Here is a 17,170-nt window from a genome sequence, read left to right on the forward strand (position 1 = left end):
GCACAGCGCGCGGCGGCGGAGGTGGTAAACAACGAATTCAGTGACGGCGCGGCGTCATGTTGTGAAGAGGGAGTCAATGTGGTGACCAAAATGATGGGTTAATAGTTATAATATAACATCACACCCATTACCACATCTCAAGCTATGGCGCGACAATAATGCAACGGAACGTAACAGTCCTTCGCGCAGCGGCGCTTCCCCCGCAGCCTCCTTATCAAATCCAGGGATATTCCCATTCGGTTGAAATGTTGGCATAAGGTAAAGAACAGCGGTAAATCGAAAAATTTACCGGCGTGAGTGAAAAAGGAGTAAGATAAGCAGATAACATTGCTGTTGGCCGAGATTAATGCTTGTTACCCTTGCCTGTAACCTGGACGTCAACGCACTTTCTGTTAAAAAATTAAAGAAAGTGATTAATGACAATATAGCGGAGTTAGTGCCGGCGCTGACCAGCGGACTGAGTTTTTATTCTGAAAGCGCACGCTATGCCGAAGATTCATTAGAAATACTTGATATAGTACGACAAGGTGACGGCGATTATTCAATGAGTTATCGCTATAAGTGGGGCATTTTTAATGCCTGTCTGGATATCAACAGCGAAGATATCATCAACGACAGCGTACGGTTCCGAGTGACGGAGCGGGGTTTAATCTTCGACATCATTGATAACTCACGGCCATCAACTGCGGATGAATTGTAAGTTTACGTAATAACTGCAGGCCAAACGCGAAAAAATGATTTATATTCATTTTACGGGAAGTTTATTTAACCACCGTTAAGCTGCCTCCGTCCATGATGTAAATCAGCTTACTCACATAGTGTTATCACACCGCAATTAAGACTTACGGAGGGGATGATATGGATGAGTATTCGCCTAAGCGACACGACATTGCTCAGCTCAAATTCTTGTGCGAAAATTTGTATGATGAAGGTATCGCTACCCTGGGAGACAGTCACCATGGATGGGTCAACGATCCGACGTCCTCCGTCAACCTGCAGCTTAATGAGTTGATCGAACATATCGCTTCGTTTGTGATGAGTTATAAAATTAAATACATGGACGAATCAGACCTGTCGGAGTTAGTCGAAGAATATCTCGACGATACCTATACGCTGTTCAGCAGCTACGGTATCAATGATTCCGACCTGCGCCGCTGGCAAAAAACCAAGGCGAGATTATTCAGAATGTTCTCAGGAGAGGACATCTGTACGACAATGAAAACTTAGGGGATAATTATTCCCGAGCTATTTTACGGTTATTAAACTAAAGGCCACCATGACTAAAACCGACTATCTGATGCGTTTACGTAAATGCACCACGATTGATACTCTCGAACGTGTTATTGAGAAAAATAAGTACGAGCTTTCCGATGATGAACTGGAGCTGTTTTACTCAGCGGCCGATCACCGTCTGGCGGAGCTCACCATGAACAAACTGTATGACAAAATCCCCACCTCCGTTTGGAAATATGTCAGATAATCATCCCCAACGCGTTGAGCCGATGCTTTTATCGGCTTCAATGTTCAAACTGAATACGTATTTTTCCTATTGACAATGAAATGTTAATTACGTTCATTTTTATCGTTAATAATAAATAGAAACAATTCTCTGTTCCTGTCCAGGGTATTACGCCTTAATGCGATTAACGCGTGCTGTCTCTCGCACTCCCTGCTTATCGGCCACACGCGTCACGGTCATGCCGTCGCTCTTCCCTATTACCTTCGCGGCCACGCCGCCGCACTGCCTCGCCGGGCGGCGTGATCGCCCCGTAAAATCAGAGCATGCGGCGCAAAATCGCCTGCCCGGCGAAGCAGTGGTGTTTAATCACCGCCGTTATGTGCAGCACGATCATGGCCGACAGCGCGATGCACGAATAACGGTGCACGGCGAAAAAGAAGCGGTTAACGTCGAGATTTGCTATCGGGCGAGGGAAGTCGATCGCGCCGAAAACGGCAAAGCCGTGCTCCAGCATAAGGAATCCACTGAGCAGCACCACGAAAATCAGCAGGTAGAATATTTCGTGCAGCAAATGCACCAATCCCTTCTCGTGCCCTTGCAGCATATCGCCATAGGGCACCTTAGGCCGGAAAAAACGCCAGATAAAGCGCGCCGCCATCAGCGGTGTCAGCACCAAGGCCAGCGACATATTGGTCACGGAGAAAAAGGCGAAGATGCGTGCATCCGTCATAAAATGCAGTGAATAACCAACGATCATTACGTAGATCATCACGGCGGCAATGCCCCAATGCAGTAACCGACTGAAAAGATCGTAACGGGCAGGTTCGTATGACATAAAACTCCTTTAAAAGCGGCCATCGCTGGCCGCTTGGCTATCCGATTTACGCTTACTTTTTCACGACCCAGGCATCCTGCCAGTTGGAACCCACGCCCGGCTCAAAGTGAGTCGCGCCGCTGTTCCACTGCATGCAGTAACCGCTGTAAGGGAAAGGTTTGCACTGATATACCTTGCCGTCTTTCGGTTGCAGCACCGTGGTGCCGGCAGTGTATTTACTCAGCGCGTTCGGGAAGACGAAGTTATAGTCGCCGTTGCCGCCGCCACCACCGCCGGTGGATTCCACCTCCAGGTTGAAGTTTTCGATATCTGGTTGAATGCTCTGCCCGTTGTCGTTGCTGGCGATCACTTTCAGCATGTGGTGGCCTTCGCTGACGTTGCTCAGCGCCATAGTCAGCGGCTGGCTGGCGTCTTCCAGCGTCGCTTTCAGGTAGCCTTTTTCCGTCTGGCCGTGGTCGTAAACGCGCGCTTCAACCGTCAGTTTGCCTTTGACCTCGGCATTGAAGGTCAGCTGAGCTTTGCCGTCCTTGATTTTGGTGCTGGACAGGTTGCCGATGCGGATCTCTTCGGTGATAGCCGGCGTTTCTTCCTCATAGGAAATCACCACGCTCTTCATCGTGCTGCCCTGCTTGGCGTAGACCGCGTTGTTGCCGAATACCGGATTGACGTTGCCTTTGCCGTCTTTCACCCCGGCACGCACCGCTTTCTGTTCGGCGTTGATCTTGCTGGCCAGCGCGTGACCCCAGCGGTTTTTGTCGGTCAGCGTCTCACTGTCGATCGCCAGTTCGGTTTTCATCGTCAGCACTTCACCGTCCGCATCGAAGAAGCGGGCAATCACCTTGTCGCCAACCTGCAGGTTTTTACCGGTGAGGGAACCTTGCAGCTGCTTGCGCCATTCCGACACGACGCCGTCGTCTTCGAAGTTGACGTCAACCACCTGATAGAAACTGTTTACCGTGTCATTGATTTCCCACACGCCGTAAATCACCTGATAGCCGGTTCTCTCCGGCACCACGCACTGGTGCACTTCGCGATCTTTTGGCGGCTTGGCATGGCCATCAATCTCGCAGAACGGCTCTTTTTCGAAGGCCTCGCGCGACAGCGGCTTGTTCACGTCCCAGTCCTGTTTGGTGATGTAGTAACGCCAGTTATTGGTTTTGTGCTTGGCGGTGTGGTACCAGGTAAACGTCTGTGGCCCCGGCTTCATGGTATTCAACGCCCAGACGTTGACGCCCTGGCGATCCAACGACTCGAAGCCGTTCACCCCGCCGCTGGCCAGCTGGCCGTCGAGCGGCGTCGCGCCGCCAGGGAAGCCGGAAACCTGCTCGACGCTCTGCGGTTCCCACTGCGCCCGGCCGCAGTCGGTGTTGCTGCCCAGCTTGCACTTGTAGGCGCGGCTCTCGGGCACTTCGATATAACCGTGCGACCAGGCGGCCGAGGAGGCCGCGAGCGTTGCCATCATCAGGGCGATTTTGGATAATTTCATTACGACTCCAGTTAAATTTATTGGATTCCAACTGAGTGAGAAGAAACTCAAAGAGATGCGGCGATACCGCGAGAGGAATAATAAGTAGAAGCCCTGAACGCCCGGCACTTAGAATGCATTAAAATAATAAAACCTAATATCGTCATGATATTAAATGGCATGACAAACGTTTAAAATAATCCGGAAAGCGTGAAATACCGTAGCACCGAGCAAGAAAATAAATACACCGTACCAACACCGCAGAGAAAATAACGTGACATTGAAAAATATTGCCGCAGCGATCGTGGCATCCCTGCTGTTATCCGGCTGCCAGCACGCCGCCAAATCGGCTCCTGACGCCGCCACCCAACGCGACCAGCTGTCGTCGCTGGTCGGCGCCGGTCAATTTCTAAGAGACAGGTGCAACCGCGCCGATATTCCGGCCGGCGATAAGCTCGCGGCGGCGGCGCTGCAGGAAGCGAAGGAAAAAGATTGGACGCCGGCGCTCAATCGCGCCCAACTGCTTGCGGCGGGTAAACACGTCGCCGCGCAGCTGGAGGCCGACGCCACGCCGCTGCAGGAAAAGTGCCGTGGACTCAACCGCTCGCTGGCGCCTTTTTTAGCCCAGCTGCGTTAGCCCCCTATCGGCAGCGCAAGCCACTGACAGGCCACCGCGCCGGCGCCCGCCGTCGCCAGCCCCGGCCCGAAAGGCAGGGGTTGGGCCGCATCGCCGCCGCGCCACGCGCACAGCAACAGCCACAGCAGGCTGCCGGCGGAGGCGAACAGCAGGATCGACGGCAAAGCGGCATAGCCGCCCCAGGCGCCAAGCGCCGCCAACAGTTTGAAATCGCCGTATCCCAGCCCCTCGCGGCCGGTCGCCAAACGAAATCCCCAATACAATAGCCAGAGCGCCAGATAGCCCGCCATCGCGCCAATGACCGCCGCCGGCAAAAAGGCCGGGTGCGCCAGGCAATGCCACAGTAAGCCGATCCACAGCAGCGACAGCGTCAGGCAATCCGGCAGCAGCTGACATTGGCTGTCGATCGCCGCCAACGCCAGCAACAGCGCAACCAACGCCAGCATGAAAAACCAATCCACCCCGATGCCGAGCCGCCAGGCCAGCGTTATCCCCATCAGCATCAGAAATAATTCCAGCAGTGGATAACGCACGGCAATAGGACGGCGGCAATAACGACAGCGGCCACGCAACAGCAGCCAACTTAATAAAGGAATATTGTCGAACGCCGATAATTTTTTTGTGCATGACGGACAGAATGAACGCGGCCAAAAGAGATCGAACCGCTCGGCCTGCGCCGTTTCCATTTCGCGCTCAAGCATAATGGGCAGCCGATAAACGACTACGTTAATAAAACTGCCGACGCACAGACTCAACACGGCGCTAAATAACAGCCAGTGTTCATCTGCCGCCGCGTTTATAGCAAATAGCATGATTTTTTCTGATCCCTGATGATTCTTTCGCGTTGGTTACATCGACGGCTGCGTCGTTACCCGCAGCAGGTTGACCTGCACTACGCCCGGCGCCTGCTCCGCGCGCTCCACGGCGAGCGCCAGCACGCGGATGCCATGCTCACGCTGCAGGGCGGCCAGCCACGACAGCAGGCTTTCAAACGGCACGGGCGGCAGCCCCACCTGCATCTGCGCATCACTTTCCGTCAGGGCGACGATGGGGATGCGGAACGCCTGCGCGCTCTGCCGCAGCCGCTCCGGCAGTTGCTCGCGCGCAGCGGCGTCCGGCGGCAAGCGCGCCTGCAGTTGCTGGATGACGCGTGCCTGCCCCTGCAGCGCGGCCAGGCGCTGTGCGCTTTTCTGCGCCTGTGAAAACTGATACAGGCAGTAGCCGCAGGCTGCCAGCAGCAACAGGCTTAACAGCACCGCCCGCCGCAACGCCTTATCGCGCCACCCGATATTCATCGCTCACCTCTCACCGTCAGGATCGCCTGGTTGGACGCACCGCTTTCGCTGAACGCCATGCTGACCTCGCCGTCGTTAACCGGCGCCGGCAGCGGCACGTCGTTTCTGTTCACCGTCACCACCAGACGATCGTCGGCGGCGTCGAAAGCCAGCGCCTGCAGCTGCGGGGGCGCCCATAACGCGAGCGCCCCGGCCGCGTAGGGCAACAGCCTGAACAGCTGCGGCGCATTCAGGGCATCCTGCATACGCCGCACCCGCGCTTTCGCCGCCTGCTCGGCAAACGCCGACGCGGCCTGGCCCGGCAGCAGGTGCCGTGAGAGCGCCGCAATCTGGCTCTCGTTCTGCCGGGCCATCTGTTGGTGATGCAAACCGCCCACCAGCAGCGAACCGCTGAGCAACAGCAGCGCGCAGGCGGTCTTGTCGGGCAGGCGGCGCGGCCAGCGTACGCTCGGTTTGAAACGTCCCTGCAGCAGCGTGAATGTACTGTTCCAGGCCTCTTCCGCCAGTCGCCAGAGCGGATCCTCGTCAATGCGCGCCGCTTCCCAGCCCGCCGGAACCTCCCCGCCGCGGTGCAGACACCAGTCCGGCGTCGGCAGTGAAGCGCAGCCCAGCCAGGCGTCGGGCAGCTGCATTCCCTGCCCGCTTCCCGTTCGGATCAACCAGTGGTTGCGCCAATGCAGCGCGCTGCATTGGCCGGGCAGCGGCAATGCCAGCACGTCGGGCAGCATTTTATCGGCGCGAATGCCGCTGGCGCTCAGGCGCTCGACCCATTCCTGCATCTGCGTCAGCGCGACGCCGGCGAGGGTGAAATCGCGCTGCGCCTTGTCCAGCACCGCCCAGTGCATCTGCTCGGCATCGGCCAATAACCCGGCCTCATGGGCGTAGGCCAGCGCCAGCGGCGTCGCCTGCCGGGCCTTGCCCTGGAATGTCGTTTGCCTCAGCGCCACATGACGGGCAGGCACCAACACCACGACGCGGCTGCCCTGCGCCATGGCCGCCAACTCGCCGCCGCCTTCGGTCAGATCGAGGTGGGCGGCGAAACGGCAACTTGTCTCGCCGACGCGGCCCCAGCGCACATCGGCCATCAAGTCCTCGCTCAGCGCGATAAGCAGGATTGTATTCGCCACCCTTTACCCCTCCCCTCTGTCGAACAGGCGTCCGCTGACCGTGACGCCTGACTGGCCCGATTGCAACGCGCTGACGAGCCGATAGCGCCCGTCGTTCAGCGTCAGCTGCAGCTGCGCAATCCAGCGGCTATCGTCGAACGTCAATCGCTCGCCGAGATCGTCGTCACCCAAGTCTTGCAGCGCTTTTTCCTGCGACAAAAACGCCAGCGTCTGCCAGCCCTGCGGCGGACGGGCCGCCAGCAGCGCCCGCAGCCGTTCATCGCTCAGGGCGTTCATCAGCATCGCCCGCAGCAGCGGTAATTGCGCCTCGCTCACGGCATCCGGGTTGATGCGCAGTTCGGCATCCGGCGCCGCACAAAGCTGCGGTGCCAGGCGCAGGTAAAGCTCACGATCGATGCCGGCCAGCTCCCGCAGTTCGCTGACATTCCCCATCAGATACCCCTCGTCATCGCCCCTGGCGACGATGGCCTCGGCAATCGCGCCCGCCTGCGCGTCGTCGATCCCCAGGTTGTTCAGTAACAGCATGAATATCCGCCTCTCCTTATTGGGGGGCCCCCCCTCGCTATCCCCGGCCTCCGTTGGGCCGGCGGCGCGGATCAGGGCATTTAGGTTGAAACAGGCATCGACGTGGCGCAGGCGTATCGCCACCTCCCCCTCTTCGGTACGCATACTGAACGCCGCTCCTGATGCTCCCCAGGCCTTGCGCTTCTCTCCCGCCTGCCGCAATCGCTGTTGGGCGTAGCTCTCCCCGCCCAGCAGCAGCCATTTGGCCTTCAGCCGATCCTGTTGAGACTGGGTGCGCGCCAGCGAACGCTGCCAGTTGTCGTTGATATTGATCGCCACGATCGCCATCAGCGACATCAGCAGCAGCACCATCAACAGCGCCATACCGCGTTGTTTTTTCATGATGGCCTCGCGGCGGGCACCGTGACGATGCGGCGCACCTCCCCCAGCGCGGGGGTTTCGACGACGATCTCCACCGCCTGCGGCAGCAGCCCGCCGGCGCGCCAGGCCGTCAACCATTCGCCCTGCAGGTAAAAACGCAGGCGGAACCGCGTCACCTCCGGCAGCAGCAGCACGCTGCGCGCCGCCGCCTGCGGGCTGTCCAAACTCGGATAGCTGAGACGCTCGAGCCGCCCCTGCCGGTAGCGATACACCACCCGCTCCAGCGTGGCGCGCGGCAGCCGAGCGTGTGGATTCGGCCAGCCGTTTCGGATCAGCAGCAGCTGTATATCCGCGTCCTCGCCCACCGTCTGCCGCACCGCGAACTCCGGCACCGCCGGCAAGCGCTTATCGCCAATCGGCGCCCGCGCCTGCGCATGAGTGAAATCGCGTTCGACGATCGCCAGCGCCCGTTGCAGCTGGGTCAGCTGCGTCGATTTGCGCCGGGTGATTTCATCGCTTTTCAGCACGCCCCTAAAGACCGCCAGCGCGGTGAGCGACAGCATGGCGAACAGGGCGATGGCCAGCAGCATTTCCACCAGCGTAAAACCGCATTGCGAACCGCGTTTCATGGCAGTGCCCTGTAGGCCAGCATCTCCACCAGCGCGTTGCGATCCTGCGGATCGCGCCGGACTTCAATCGCGATCGCCCGCATTCCGGCGTCGCTGGTCTCCTGCCCGCGATAGCGCCAGTGCCAGGTTTCACCGGCCATCGCCGCAGTGCCCGAATGCCAGGCCAGCGTCGGCGGATACGGGTCGAGCTGCAGCAGCGTCAACTGGTTGTCCGCCACCCACAGCGCAACGGTCTTGGCTTCGATCGCGCTCAGGCTGCGCACCTGGCCGCCGGTGCTGTTGATCAGCGCCAGGCAGCCGATGGCGAAGATCATCAAGGCCACCATTACCTCCAGCAGCGTCATACCCCGCTGGCGTTTAATTTTCCGCGTCATCGCAACCAATATCCGTCGTTTCAAATACGAAGTAACCGGGTGCCTGCAATCGCCACTGGCACTTGCCCTGCGACAGCGCCACGCTGAACGCGGTGGTTTCGCCCCCCGGATACAGCCACACCTGCGGCATCTGCGCCGCCGCGTCGTCAAGCGTGACGGTTTGCCCCTCAACGCTCAGCCGCAGCGCGATGCCCTCCGGCAAAACGTATTCATCCCGCCCCTCTTCGGCGACGACGCTGCGCCAACCGCCGCTGGCGAACGCCACGCCATAACTCACCCCTTCACGTTCGGCCCGCTCGGCGAGGGCATACAGCCAATGGTTCAGCCGCTCCCCCTGCCGCGCCAGCGGCTTCTCATCCGCAGGAAAACTCAGCATCACCAGGCCGCTGGTCACTCCCAGCAACAGCAATACCAGCATGATCTCCAGCAGCGTAAAGCCGCGTATGCGCCTCATGGCGCGTCGGCGTCGGCCACCCAGTTGCCGATGTCGTCATCGGTGTCGGCAACGCCGTCCGGCCCCAGAGAAAACACGTCCAGCTTGCCGTGACGCCCCGGATTACGCAGACGATACTCCTGCCCCCAGGGATCTTGCGGCAACCGGCGGATATAACCGTCTTCGGGATAATTTCTCGGGATCGGTGCCAGCGCCGGCCGGGTCACCAGCGCCGCCAGCCCCTGTTCCGCGCTGGGATAACGCCCGTTGTCCAGCTTGTACATATCCAACGCGTTCTCCAACGCGACGATATCGCTGGCGGCCTTTTGCCGATCGGCCTTCTCCTTATTTCCCATCAGGCTTGGAATGGTCAGGCTGGCCAACAGCCCCAGAATGACGATCACCACCATGATTTCCAGCAGCGTAAACCCTCGCTGCCGAGACCTGCTTGTCTTGCTGATATAACTCACTTTACTCTCCATTAATGGCATGATTAGCCGACCATATTATTGAGCTGCAATATCGGCTGTAGGATGGCCAAAATGATGAACAGCACCGAACCGGCCATCGCGATCACCAATAAAGGCTCGAACAACCCCAGCGCCAGCGTGATTTGCCGGCTGAAGGCCTCCTGCTGCATAGCCGCCGCCCGCTCGAGCATCATGTCCAGCTCACCGCTGCGCTCGCCGGACATGATCATGTGCCGCATCATCGGCGAGAACAGCGCGGTACCCTCGAGCGACGGCGATAACCCTTCGCCCTCCCGCACCCGCTCCATCGCCGCCAGCAGCCGTTCGCGGGCGGCGTCGTTGCCCAACACACCGGCGCTGATGCGCATCGCCTCCAGCAACGGCACCGCGCTGGCGTTCAAAATGCTCAGCGTTTTGGCGTAGCGCGCCGTATTCACCGCCAGCGACAGCTTGCCGACCACCGGCAACCGCAGGATGAACGCATGCCAGCGCACGCGCCGCGCCGGATCCCGCAGGCGATAGCGGAAAGCGCCGAGACTCGCCAGCGCCAACATCAGCGCCAATGCCCCCCATTGGCGCAGCCCGTCGCTGGCGCCGAGCAGCATCCGGGTCGACAGCGGCAAGGTCTGCTTCATATGCACAAACTGTTCGATCACCTTCGGCACCACCGCCGTCAACAGGATCGCCACCACGCCGATCGCCACCGCCGTCAGCACCATCGGGTACACCAGCGCCTGCACGATCTTGTTCTTCATTTGCTGGCGCTGTTCGACGTAGTCGGCCAGCCGCTCCAGCACCGGCGCCAGATGACCGGAAATCTCACCGGCCGCCACCATGGCGCAGTAGAGACGGTCAAAAATCCGCGGATGCTGCCCTAGAGCCTGCGCCAGCGGGAAGCCCTCCAGAATGCGCTGCCGCACCTGAGCCAACGCCGCCTGCAGGCCTTTTTTCTCCGTTTGCCGCGCCACCGCCATCAACGCTTCCTCGAGCGGCAGCGCAGCGGAGAGCAGCGTCGCCAGCTGCCGGGTCAACAGCGCCACATCGCCGCTGCTCACGCCGCTCATCCAGCGGCCGGCCAACATGCCGGCGAAAACGGGCCGCCCGCGCGCTTGCACCGCCAGCACCTGCCACCCCTTTTCACGCAGGCGATCGCGGGCGTGGCGCAGAGAATCCGCCTCCAACACGCCGCGCTGGGCGCGCCCCTCTCGGTCGCAGGCGCGATAATCAAACTTCATCGCCGTCCCCTTCGCGCGTCACCCGCAGCACTTCCTCCAGGCTGGTCTCCCCGGCGCGCATTTTGGCGATCCCATCCTGGCGCAGCGGCAGGTAGCGTTCGGCGGCCAGTTTCGCGATGTCCAGCTCGCCGTCACCGCGATGGATCGCCATGCGCATCGGTTCATCCAGCACCAACAGTTCGTGCAAGCCGATTCGACCGTGATATCCCTGCCCGCCGCAGGCCTCGCACCCCAACGGACGCCAGCAGGTCACCGCCTGCGTCGGTGGCAGCCCCAGCAGGCGCCGCTGCGCGTCAGACAGCGCATAAGGCTCGCGGCACTGCGGACAAAGCCGACGCACCAGGCGCTGCGCCAACACGCCGCTGAGCGAACTCGAAAGCAGAAACGGTTCGACCCCCATGTCCCGCAGCCGGGTCACGGCGCCGATCGCCGTGTTGGTATGCAGGGTCGACAGCACCAAATGCCCGGTCAATGAGGCCTGCACCGCGATCTGCGCCGTTTCGCCGTCGCGGATCTCGCCGATCAGCACCACGTCGGGATCCTGCCGCAACAGCGCGCGCAGCCCGCGCGCGAAGGTCATGTCCACCTTGGGATTCACCTGCGTCTGCGCGATGCCGGCCAACTCATACTCGACGGGATCTTCGATCGTCATGATGTTGCGCTGTTCATCGTTGATCTGGCTCAGCAAGGTATAGAGCGTGGTGCTCTTGCCGGAGCCGGTCGGCCCGGTGACCAAAATGATGCCGTGCGGCTGGCGGATCAGGCGCAGCAACGCCTGCTGGTGCGCCGGCACCATACCCAGGCTGGGCAGTTCGAGCCGCACGCCCTGTTTGTCCAACAGGCGCATGACCACGCGCTCGCCGTGGCTGGCCGGCATCACCGACACCCGCACGTCGATCGCCCGCCCGCCCACCTTCAGCGCCATACGCCCATCCTGCGGCACGCGCTTCTCGGCGATATCCAGCTTCGACATCACCTTGATGCGCGACACCAGCAGCGCCGCCAGCTTGCGCTGCGGCGCCAAAATCCGCCGCAGCGCGCCGTCGATGCGAAAGCGGATCACCAGCTCGCTCTCGTAGGTTTCGATGTGGATATCGGAGGCGCGCTCTTTGATCGCCTCGCTCAGTAAAGCGTTGATCAGGCGGATAATCGGCGCATCATCCTGTTCGTCCAACAGGTCTTGCTGCTGCGGCAGCTCCTCCGCCAACGCGTAAAAATCCAGTTCGCCGCCCAGATCGTCGATCATTTTCTGCGCCTGGCCGCTTTCCTGCTGGTAGTGCGCCACCAGCCGTTGATCAAAAGCCTCCGCCTCCAGCCTGGCCAGCGCCGGCTCGCCGGGTAGGCAGCGGTAGGCCTCCATCAATGCGGCGAGGCTGGTGTCAGGGCGACAATAAATTTGGATGCCGCTCTGCCCATCGACGGCCAGCACGCCATGCTGGCGCGCCCAGGCGAAAGGCAGCAGCGGCCCCGCGGAACGGCGCTTCACGGGCGGGCTCCCCGCGGATAAAACGCGTCGATACTGGCAACGGTGGCGAGAAACGCCCGATTGTCGAGCGCCTTCTTATCGCCGGCGATCTCGCCGCGCAGCGCGTCATTCAGCTCACGATCGTCCTGCTGCTCGGCGTCGAACTTGCCTAACTTGCGTTGGCTCTGCCGGGCATACCCCTCGGTGCTGCGAATGATGGTCGGGCGGATAAACAGCATCAAATTGCGCTTGCTCGCTTTGGTGGCGGTCGAGCGAAACAGCGCCCCCACCAGCGGGATCTTGCCGAGGATCGGCACGCGGCTCTCCAGCTCCGAGTTGGACTTGTCCAACAGGCCGCCCACCACCACGGTTTCGCCGCTGTCCACCAGCACCGTGTTGTTGACCGTGCGGATATTGAAGGTCGCCCCCAGCGAATCCGGCGTGGCGCCGGCGCTGTCGGCAACGCTGGAGACCTCCTGTTCGATCTGCAGCAGCACGGACTGGCCCTGGTTGATCTGCGGTTTGACCTTGAGTTTGATCCCCACCGTCTTGCGCGACACGGTGTTGAAGACGTTATCGCTGTTGGTGGTTTGCGAACCGGTCAGGATTGGCACATCCTGCCCGACGCTGAACTCCGCCTCGGCGTTATCCAGCGTGACGATGCTCGGCGTGGCCAGGATATTGTTTTGGTTGTTGCTGGCGATGGCGGACAGCAATACGCCCCAGTTACCGCTGTAGAAACCGGTCATCAGGCCGTTGGCCTTGCCGAACACGTCGCTCATGCCGTTTTCGAACCCCGCCGACACCCCGGGCGCCGAGCCGGCGAACTGCGTGCCGCCGCCGTATTTGTTGGCCCACTGCACGCCGATGTTCAGCCCCTGCCCATCCTGCACTTCGACGATCACCGCTTCGACCAGCACCTGCGCGCGGCGCACGTCGAGCTTGGCGACCACCGCCTCCAGATCGCGCATCACGTCCGGCGCGGCGGTGATGATCAGCGCATTGGTCTGCTCATCGGCCTTGATCACCACGTTTTTCAGCAGCGCCACGTTGGCGGCGGCGCTCTCTTTCTCGTTTTGCAGGCCCGCACTCACGCCGGTCAATACCTCGACCAGGCTCTGCGCCTTGGCGTATTTGAGCGGAATAACCTGGGTATTGCCCTGGGTGACGCTCTTGTTATCCAGCTGATCAATCAGTTCTTTGGCGTGTTCGCGGGCCCGATCGTCCCCGGCGATCATCACGCTGTTGGTTCGCTCATCCGCCACCAGCCGCAGCGAGCTCGCGCCGGCCGTACGCCGCTTGCCCTCTTCGCGAAACAGTTCATTCACCATGCGCGCGATCTCCGGCGCCGCCGCATGCTTCAGCGCGAGGGTCTCGACCCGATTGCCGTCGTCCTGATCCATCTCCCTGACCAGCTCGAGCAGGCCGTTGACCACGCTGGCCCGCCCGGTGATCAACAGCGCGTTGCCCTGCTCGTAATGCGCCACGCTGCCCACGCCGATGCTGTCGTTAAGCTGGCGCAATATCGGCGAAACGTCCTTGGCCGCGATATTGCGCAGCGGCACCACGCGCATTACCACCTCATCCCCTTCGGCGATCGCCTCTGCGCCGTTTTGCGCCAGCGCGGCTCTTTTTCCCTCTTTGGCGGCAATCACCTTCAGGACGTTGTTGGGCATGCCGATGACCGTATAGCCATAGACGTCCAGCACGTTGAGAAAGAACTGGTAATACTGTTTCTCGTCGAGCTGTTCGTAGCTGCGCACCGTGACCTTACCTTTCACCGCCGGATCGATAATGATGGTTTTGCCCAGGTTTTTACTGACCGTATTGATAAATTCCTGAATGTCCGTGCCTTTGAAATTGGCAGAGAATTGCTCCGCGCGCGCCGCGCCGCCCAGCGCGATCATGACGGCCGCCGCCGCTAATGCGCGCCATAAGCCGGCGCTCCAGCCTGGGCCGGAACGATAAATGAAATGCGTAATCACAATGTCGCCTTATGCTATGAAACACCCCGCGCCGAAACGGCGCGCCGGCTACTCTTTAAACGTCAGCGTGGCGTAATAGCCGTTTTCATCGAGCAGTATTTTATTTTTCACTATCCGCACGATAACGGCATTGCTGCCGGCCAGACGGTCGCCAACGCCATAACCGGTTTGCTTGCCGCCATGCTCGACGATGACCAGGCTTTTTTTGGCGTTGTCGCTGAACAGCAGGCCGGCTATCTTGCCGAGCGCTGCGGCTTCCGGCGCGTTAGCCAGCAGCTCGGCACCGATCGCCCATTCGCCGACTTTATACCCGTGCGCCTTTTCGCCGTTTTTCGCCGCTTGATAGCGGCCAAACCAGTGCGCGTCATTAATTTTTCCGATGTCATCTTCCTGAGGAAAGACACTATGACGCACCGGCCCGCGCGCGTTTTCACGGCTCGGCTCAACGGGCGCGCCATCCCCGGCCACCATTCGCCATCCCAGCTGGAGCATGAATGCCAGATTTATCAGGCAGAAAAGTAGAATAAGAAGGTCTGTCAACCGCTTGCTCACGTGCCCCCCGGTTATTCAACGGTGTCAACGCTAAGCGGAAATACCGACCACCATCGCGACAGAAAACAGCAGCGTGATGATCAGGGCCACTTTATAATTCACGGCGTCCAACCACGTTCGCCGGCGCTTATTAGCCGATGGCGACGGGCATTCCCCCTGCAAATTAGCGGCCGCGCGCTCGCAGGCCTGAAAGCTCAGCATCACGCCAAATCGGGGAATGGTCTTGATCACCTCGCCGGGAATACCGTGGCGTGAGAGCAAAGAGCGGCATTGGAATATCATCTGATAATAATTGTTGTCGCTGATGGTCTCATGATTGCAAAACCAGACCGCGCGAATAATGTCGTTCTTCTTATAAATACCGCTCAACAGGCACAGCATGAAGCGCCGCTGTAATTCGGTCATTTCAATGAGCACATTCTCTTTTTTAAACAACAGCGTTTTTTCATTGTTGTTTAATATCACCAACTCATTTTCCAACAGAGTCTCGTTCAGGGCAATGTTATGTATGTCCATCTCTCGCCTATCAGTTTAATGAAGTCCAAAGGCTCTTGTGCCATCACCTTTGCACGCATGCGGCGAGATGCATTTTCAATGAAAATTAATAGTTCGCCGTTTCAAGAGCGGCCTCAATTAATCATGCGAAAAACATTCATGCAACTTATTTCTTTAATATAAACAATATAAAATTAATATGGCTACACCGCATCGCCTTAGATTCATTAAATCATTTAAAAACATGATGATAGCCGTTTTTGTAAAATAGCTAAATCACCATTAAATTTGATTAACAATGAAAAAATAGGCATTCACGCATAATAACCCATGTTATTAGCTGCGTGCGAAAAAGGCAGGACACGAGGATATAAAAGGTAACCAGAATACACCTTAACCCATATAAAATAACATGCACATCAGGATTCAATATTGCATAAAAACATCGGCGAGTAGGCATCGCTAAACATCAACGTATTCTTATCCACGCTGCGAATATGATAAAACGTCGATTCAGTGCTGAAAAAGTAAGTATACACCTCGTCCGGCAAGGTATCACGCGGCGAATAATTCATCTCGCCATAGTGGAAGCGATAAAAACTGCCTTGCGAGACGTAGCTGAAGTTAACCCGTCGGTTGACGAAATACTTCTCTTCGCCATCGTTGGCCAGGCCCGACAGCATCATCACGCCCTTATCGCCGGACAAAAAGATGTAGTTTATTTTTAGCGACAGCTGGATATCATTGTGCGCCGCCTGCGCGTCCAGCGAATTGAAATAATTAAACGTGGCGTTCGCTTCGCAGGACAAATCGCCGAAGCCATGATGGCTGCGCACCAGGGAATACACCACGCTGCCGGTCAACACGCACAGGCCGACCAGCGTGGCTGACAAGATATTTAACTTTTTTTCCATGCCCGGATGTACTCGCTCTCACAATTATGCAAAACGGCCGCACTGTCCTTCGTGCATTTGGCGATAAACTGGCGTCCGCTGTCTTCACTGGCATTATGAGAACGGTTAACCTTGGTGATGATAATCTCACTGGGGCGGCAACGCTGGCCATAAAGATCCTTACGGCTCAAGAACTGCAAATAGTCGTCCTGATGATTCTCCAAAAAATGGCCGGCATAGTAGATCGGGCAGCCGTTCACCGTACCGACGTAAGACAATACCTGCTTCTTTTCACTGTCGCGATGATGTTTGTAATAGATGAAGCACAGCGCCAGAAAAGATAATGGCACGACGATCGATAAGCTGCGCAGCAGAATAAAAAAATAATGGTGGGTATTTTTTGACGCCGCGGCGGATGCGGGCGATGTAGTGGGAACGTCCGCGGCGTGGGGAGGCTCAGGCAAATCAATCCGCAGCCGCTCTATCGATATTATTCTATTGAGTCTATACCCCTTTTTAGAGAGGGTAACGATCAGGCGCTCGTTGAAACCGACAGACGTCAAGGCCCGCCGCGTCAGGCTGATATATTGATTTAACGTCGCGGAAGAAGCGCTCAAGCCGTGATCGCTCCAAACCTGTTGCAACAGCGTTTCCCGGCTTACCGCCTCGTGGCCATGCTCGAGCAAGCATTTGAATACTCTCGAATTGACGCTGGATAAGAAAACTTCCCGTCCCTTCTTTATACTCTTCAATGAACCGTTTTCAGTGTTAAATGTAATATCTTTATCAATGATATAAATCATGTTCAGCCTGACAGCGCACACGGGTTATTATTTAAACTTATTCAGCCAGTTCGTCGACCGCCGCGAAGCGCGGATAGTTTTTTCGCAACGAGAATAAACCATACTAACGCCATCCCAACAGGCGTGCAACTTT

General features: G+C 58.4%; 21 protein-coding genes. 4 read left to right on the top strand and 17 right to left on the bottom strand.

The features are described 5' to 3' along the window. The first annotated feature begins 346 nt into the window (after window positions 1-346). From ACJ8IM_RS17380 to ACJ8IM_RS17390, 3 genes are all read left to right on the top strand, one after another. Window positions 347-700: a hypothetical protein gene (locus ACJ8IM_RS17380; protein WP_033653245.1), complete on the top strand. Its 354-nt coding sequence runs from the start codon at window positions 347-349 to the stop codon at window positions 698-700. A gap of 158 nt (window positions 701-858) precedes the next feature. Further along, window positions 859-1,227 carry an Hha toxicity modulator TomB gene (gene tomB, locus ACJ8IM_RS17385; protein WP_004940312.1) on the top strand — a complete coding sequence of 123 codons (369 nt, stop codon included), beginning with the start codon at window positions 859-861 and terminating at the stop codon, window positions 1,225-1,227. A gap of 49 nt (window positions 1,228-1,276) precedes the next feature. Next, window positions 1,277-1,480 (top strand): HHA domain-containing protein, encoded by a 204-nt coding sequence (locus ACJ8IM_RS17390; RefSeq protein WP_004940313.1) that lies wholly within the window; start codon window positions 1,277-1,279, stop codon window positions 1,478-1,480. A 295-nt stretch (window positions 1,481-1,775) separates the two neighbouring features. Here the strand turns inward: ACJ8IM_RS17390 and ACJ8IM_RS17395 are convergent, their stop codons facing one another. Both ACJ8IM_RS17395 and gbpA read right to left on the bottom strand, forming a co-directional pair. Further along, a complete protein-coding gene (locus ACJ8IM_RS17395) occupies window positions 1,776-2,294 on the bottom strand; it encodes a cytochrome b (RefSeq protein WP_033653246.1) in 519 nt (172 codons plus the stop codon). Between the two features lie 52 nt (window positions 2,295-2,346). Continuing rightward, window positions 2,347-3,780, bottom strand: coding sequence for an N-acetylglucosamine-binding protein GbpA (gene gbpA / locus ACJ8IM_RS17400; RefSeq protein ID WP_033653247.1), 1,434 nt, complete (start codon window positions 3,778-3,780; stop codon window positions 2,347-2,349). A 253-nt stretch (window positions 3,781-4,033) separates the two neighbouring features. Between gbpA and gspS the strand changes: the two genes are divergently transcribed. Next, the gene (gene gspS / locus ACJ8IM_RS17405; protein ID WP_033653248.1) at window positions 4,034-4,396 is read left to right on the top strand and encodes a type II secretion system pilot lipoprotein GspS; all 363 of its coding nucleotides are present in this window, start codon (window positions 4,034-4,036) and stop codon (window positions 4,394-4,396) included. On the opposite strand, the gene ACJ8IM_RS17410 is transcribed toward gspS, so the two are convergent. The 15 genes from ACJ8IM_RS17410 to ACJ8IM_RS17480 all read right to left on the bottom strand — a co-directional run bounded on the left by ACJ8IM_RS17410 (window position 4,393) and on the right by ACJ8IM_RS17480 (window position 17,037). After that, window positions 4,393-5,208, bottom strand: coding sequence for a prepilin peptidase (locus tag ACJ8IM_RS17410; protein WP_051917604.1), 816 nt, complete (start codon window positions 5,206-5,208; stop codon window positions 4,393-4,395). The genes gspS and ACJ8IM_RS17410 overlap by 4 nt on opposite strands. Before the next feature lie 36 nt (window positions 5,209-5,244). Then, window positions 5,245-5,691, bottom strand: coding sequence for a type II secretion system protein GspM (gene gspM, locus ACJ8IM_RS17415; protein WP_033653249.1), 447 nt, complete (start codon window positions 5,689-5,691; stop codon window positions 5,245-5,247). After that, the gene (gspL, locus tag ACJ8IM_RS17420; RefSeq protein WP_033653250.1) at window positions 5,688-6,818 is read right to left on the bottom strand and encodes a type II secretion system protein GspL; all 1,131 of its coding nucleotides are present in this window, start codon (window positions 6,816-6,818) and stop codon (window positions 5,688-5,690) included. The genes gspM and gspL overlap by 4 nt, the downstream gene beginning before the upstream one ends. Before the next feature lie 3 nt (window positions 6,819-6,821). Next, complete coding sequence (gene gspK, locus ACJ8IM_RS17425) at window positions 6,822-7,724, bottom strand: type II secretion system minor pseudopilin GspK (protein WP_033653251.1); 903 nt, start codon at window positions 7,722-7,724, stop codon at window positions 6,822-6,824. Beyond that, complete coding sequence (gene gspJ / locus ACJ8IM_RS17430) at window positions 7,721-8,332, bottom strand: type II secretion system minor pseudopilin GspJ (RefSeq protein ID WP_033653252.1); 612 nt, start codon at window positions 8,330-8,332, stop codon at window positions 7,721-7,723. The genes gspK and gspJ overlap by 4 nt, the downstream gene beginning before the upstream one ends. Beyond that, complete coding sequence (gene gspI / locus ACJ8IM_RS17435; RefSeq protein ID WP_223307169.1) at window positions 8,329-8,706, bottom strand: type II secretion system minor pseudopilin GspI; 378 nt, start codon at window positions 8,704-8,706, stop codon at window positions 8,329-8,331. Before gspI ends, gspJ begins: the two co-directional genes overlap by 4 nt. Beyond that, the gene (locus ACJ8IM_RS17440) at window positions 8,690-9,160 is read right to left on the bottom strand and encodes a prepilin-type N-terminal cleavage/methylation domain-containing protein (protein ID WP_033653254.1); all 471 of its coding nucleotides are present in this window, start codon (window positions 9,158-9,160) and stop codon (window positions 8,690-8,692) included. The genes gspI and ACJ8IM_RS17440 overlap by 17 nt, the downstream gene beginning before the upstream one ends. Beyond that, window positions 9,157-9,621, bottom strand: coding sequence for a type II secretion system major pseudopilin GspG (gspG, locus tag ACJ8IM_RS17445; protein WP_051917605.1), 465 nt, complete (start codon window positions 9,619-9,621; stop codon window positions 9,157-9,159). The genes ACJ8IM_RS17440 and gspG overlap by 4 nt, the downstream gene beginning before the upstream one ends. Window positions 9,622-9,632: 11 nt before the next feature. Continuing rightward, entirely contained in the window at window positions 9,633-10,844 is a 1,212-nt protein-coding gene (gene gspF, locus ACJ8IM_RS17450) for a type II secretion system inner membrane protein GspF (RefSeq protein WP_033647285.1), read from the bottom strand. Next, window positions 10,834-12,330 carry a type II secretion system ATPase GspE gene (gene gspE / locus ACJ8IM_RS17455; RefSeq protein WP_033653255.1) on the bottom strand — a complete coding sequence of 499 codons (1,497 nt, stop codon included), beginning with the start codon at window positions 12,328-12,330 and terminating at the stop codon, window positions 10,834-10,836. Before gspE ends, gspF begins: the two co-directional genes overlap by 11 nt. Further along, complete coding sequence (gene gspD / locus ACJ8IM_RS17460; RefSeq protein ID WP_033653362.1) at window positions 12,327-14,216, bottom strand: type II secretion system secretin GspD; 1,890 nt, start codon at window positions 14,214-14,216, stop codon at window positions 12,327-12,329. Before gspD ends, gspE begins: the two co-directional genes overlap by 4 nt. Before the next feature lie 126 nt (window positions 14,217-14,342). Beyond that, window positions 14,343-14,846 (bottom strand): type II secretion system protein N, encoded by a 504-nt coding sequence (locus tag ACJ8IM_RS17465; RefSeq protein ID WP_033653256.1) that lies wholly within the window; start codon window positions 14,844-14,846, stop codon window positions 14,343-14,345. 30 nt (window positions 14,847-14,876) lie between these two features. Beyond that, the gene (locus tag ACJ8IM_RS17470; RefSeq protein ID WP_033647291.1) at window positions 14,877-15,362 is read right to left on the bottom strand and encodes a winged helix-turn-helix domain-containing protein; all 486 of its coding nucleotides are present in this window, start codon (window positions 15,360-15,362) and stop codon (window positions 14,877-14,879) included. Window positions 15,363-15,760: 398 nt separating this feature from the next. Further along, window positions 15,761-16,255 (bottom strand): FidL-like protein, encoded by a 495-nt coding sequence (locus tag ACJ8IM_RS17475; protein WP_033653257.1) that lies wholly within the window; start codon window positions 16,253-16,255, stop codon window positions 15,761-15,763. Further along, complete coding sequence (locus tag ACJ8IM_RS17480) at window positions 16,240-17,037, bottom strand: winged helix-turn-helix domain-containing protein (RefSeq protein WP_033653258.1); 798 nt, start codon at window positions 17,035-17,037, stop codon at window positions 16,240-16,242. The genes ACJ8IM_RS17475 and ACJ8IM_RS17480 overlap by 16 nt, the downstream gene beginning before the upstream one ends. Window positions 17,038-17,170: the final 133 nt, after the last annotated feature.

It is taken from the genome of Serratia sp. CY33525 (assembly GCF_052169115.1).
In the GTDB taxonomy this organism is placed as follows: Bacteria; Pseudomonadota; Gammaproteobacteria; order Enterobacterales; family Enterobacteriaceae; genus Serratia; species Serratia sarumanii.

What these genes read in the sequence shown, in the direction of transcription:
- ACJ8IM_RS17395 (WP_033653246.1), bottom strand. Translation starts at nt 2,294, where the DNA reads ATGTCATACGAACCTGCCCGTTACGATCTTTTCAGTCGGTTACTGCAT.
- gspK (WP_033653251.1), bottom strand. Translation starts at nt 7,724, where the DNA reads ATGAAAAAACAACGCGGTATGGCGCTGTTGATGGTGCTGCTGCTGATG.
- tomB (WP_004940312.1), top strand. Translation starts at nt 859, where the DNA reads ATGGATGAGTATTCGCCTAAGCGACACGACATTGCTCAGCTCAAATTC.
- ACJ8IM_RS17480 (WP_033653258.1), bottom strand. Translation starts at nt 17,037, where the DNA reads ATGATTTATATCATTGATAAAGATATTACATTTAACACTGAAAACGGT.
- gspJ (WP_033653252.1), bottom strand. Translation starts at nt 8,332, where the DNA reads ATGAAACGCGGTTCGCAATGCGGTTTTACGCTGGTGGAAATGCTGCTG.
- gbpA (WP_033653247.1), bottom strand. Translation starts at nt 3,780, where the DNA reads ATGAAATTATCCAAAATCGCCCTGATGATGGCAACGCTCGCGGCCTCC.
- ACJ8IM_RS17475 (WP_033653257.1), bottom strand. Translation starts at nt 16,255, where the DNA reads ATGGAAAAAAAGTTAAATATCTTGTCAGCCACGCTGGTCGGCCTGTGC.
- gspF (WP_033647285.1), bottom strand. Translation starts at nt 10,844, where the DNA reads ATGAAGTTTGATTATCGCGCCTGCGACCGAGAGGGGCGCGCCCAGCGC.
- ACJ8IM_RS17390 (WP_004940313.1), top strand. Translation starts at nt 1,277, where the DNA reads ATGACTAAAACCGACTATCTGATGCGTTTACGTAAATGCACCACGATT.
- ACJ8IM_RS17470 (WP_033647291.1), bottom strand. Translation starts at nt 15,362, where the DNA reads ATGGACATACATAACATTGCCCTGAACGAGACTCTGTTGGAAAATGAG.
- gspM (WP_033653249.1), bottom strand. Translation starts at nt 5,691, where the DNA reads ATGAATATCGGGTGGCGCGATAAGGCGTTGCGGCGGGCGGTGCTGTTA.
- gspG (WP_051917605.1), bottom strand. Translation starts at nt 9,621, where the DNA reads ATGGAGAGTAAAGTGAGTTATATCAGCAAGACAAGCAGGTCTCGGCAG.
- ACJ8IM_RS17440 (WP_033653254.1), bottom strand. Translation starts at nt 9,160, where the DNA reads ATGAGGCGCATACGCGGCTTTACGCTGCTGGAGATCATGCTGGTATTG.
- gspI (WP_223307169.1), bottom strand. Translation starts at nt 8,706, where the DNA reads ATGACGCGGAAAATTAAACGCCAGCGGGGTATGACGCTGCTGGAGGTA.
- ACJ8IM_RS17410 (WP_051917604.1), bottom strand. Translation starts at nt 5,208, where the DNA reads ATGCTATTTGCTATAAACGCGGCGGCAGATGAACACTGGCTGTTATTT.
- gspD (WP_033653362.1), bottom strand. Translation starts at nt 14,216, where the DNA reads ATGATCGCGCTGGGCGGCGCGGCGCGCGCGGAGCAATTCTCTGCCAAT.
- ACJ8IM_RS17380 (WP_033653245.1), top strand. Translation starts at nt 347, where the DNA reads ATGCTTGTTACCCTTGCCTGTAACCTGGACGTCAACGCACTTTCTGTT.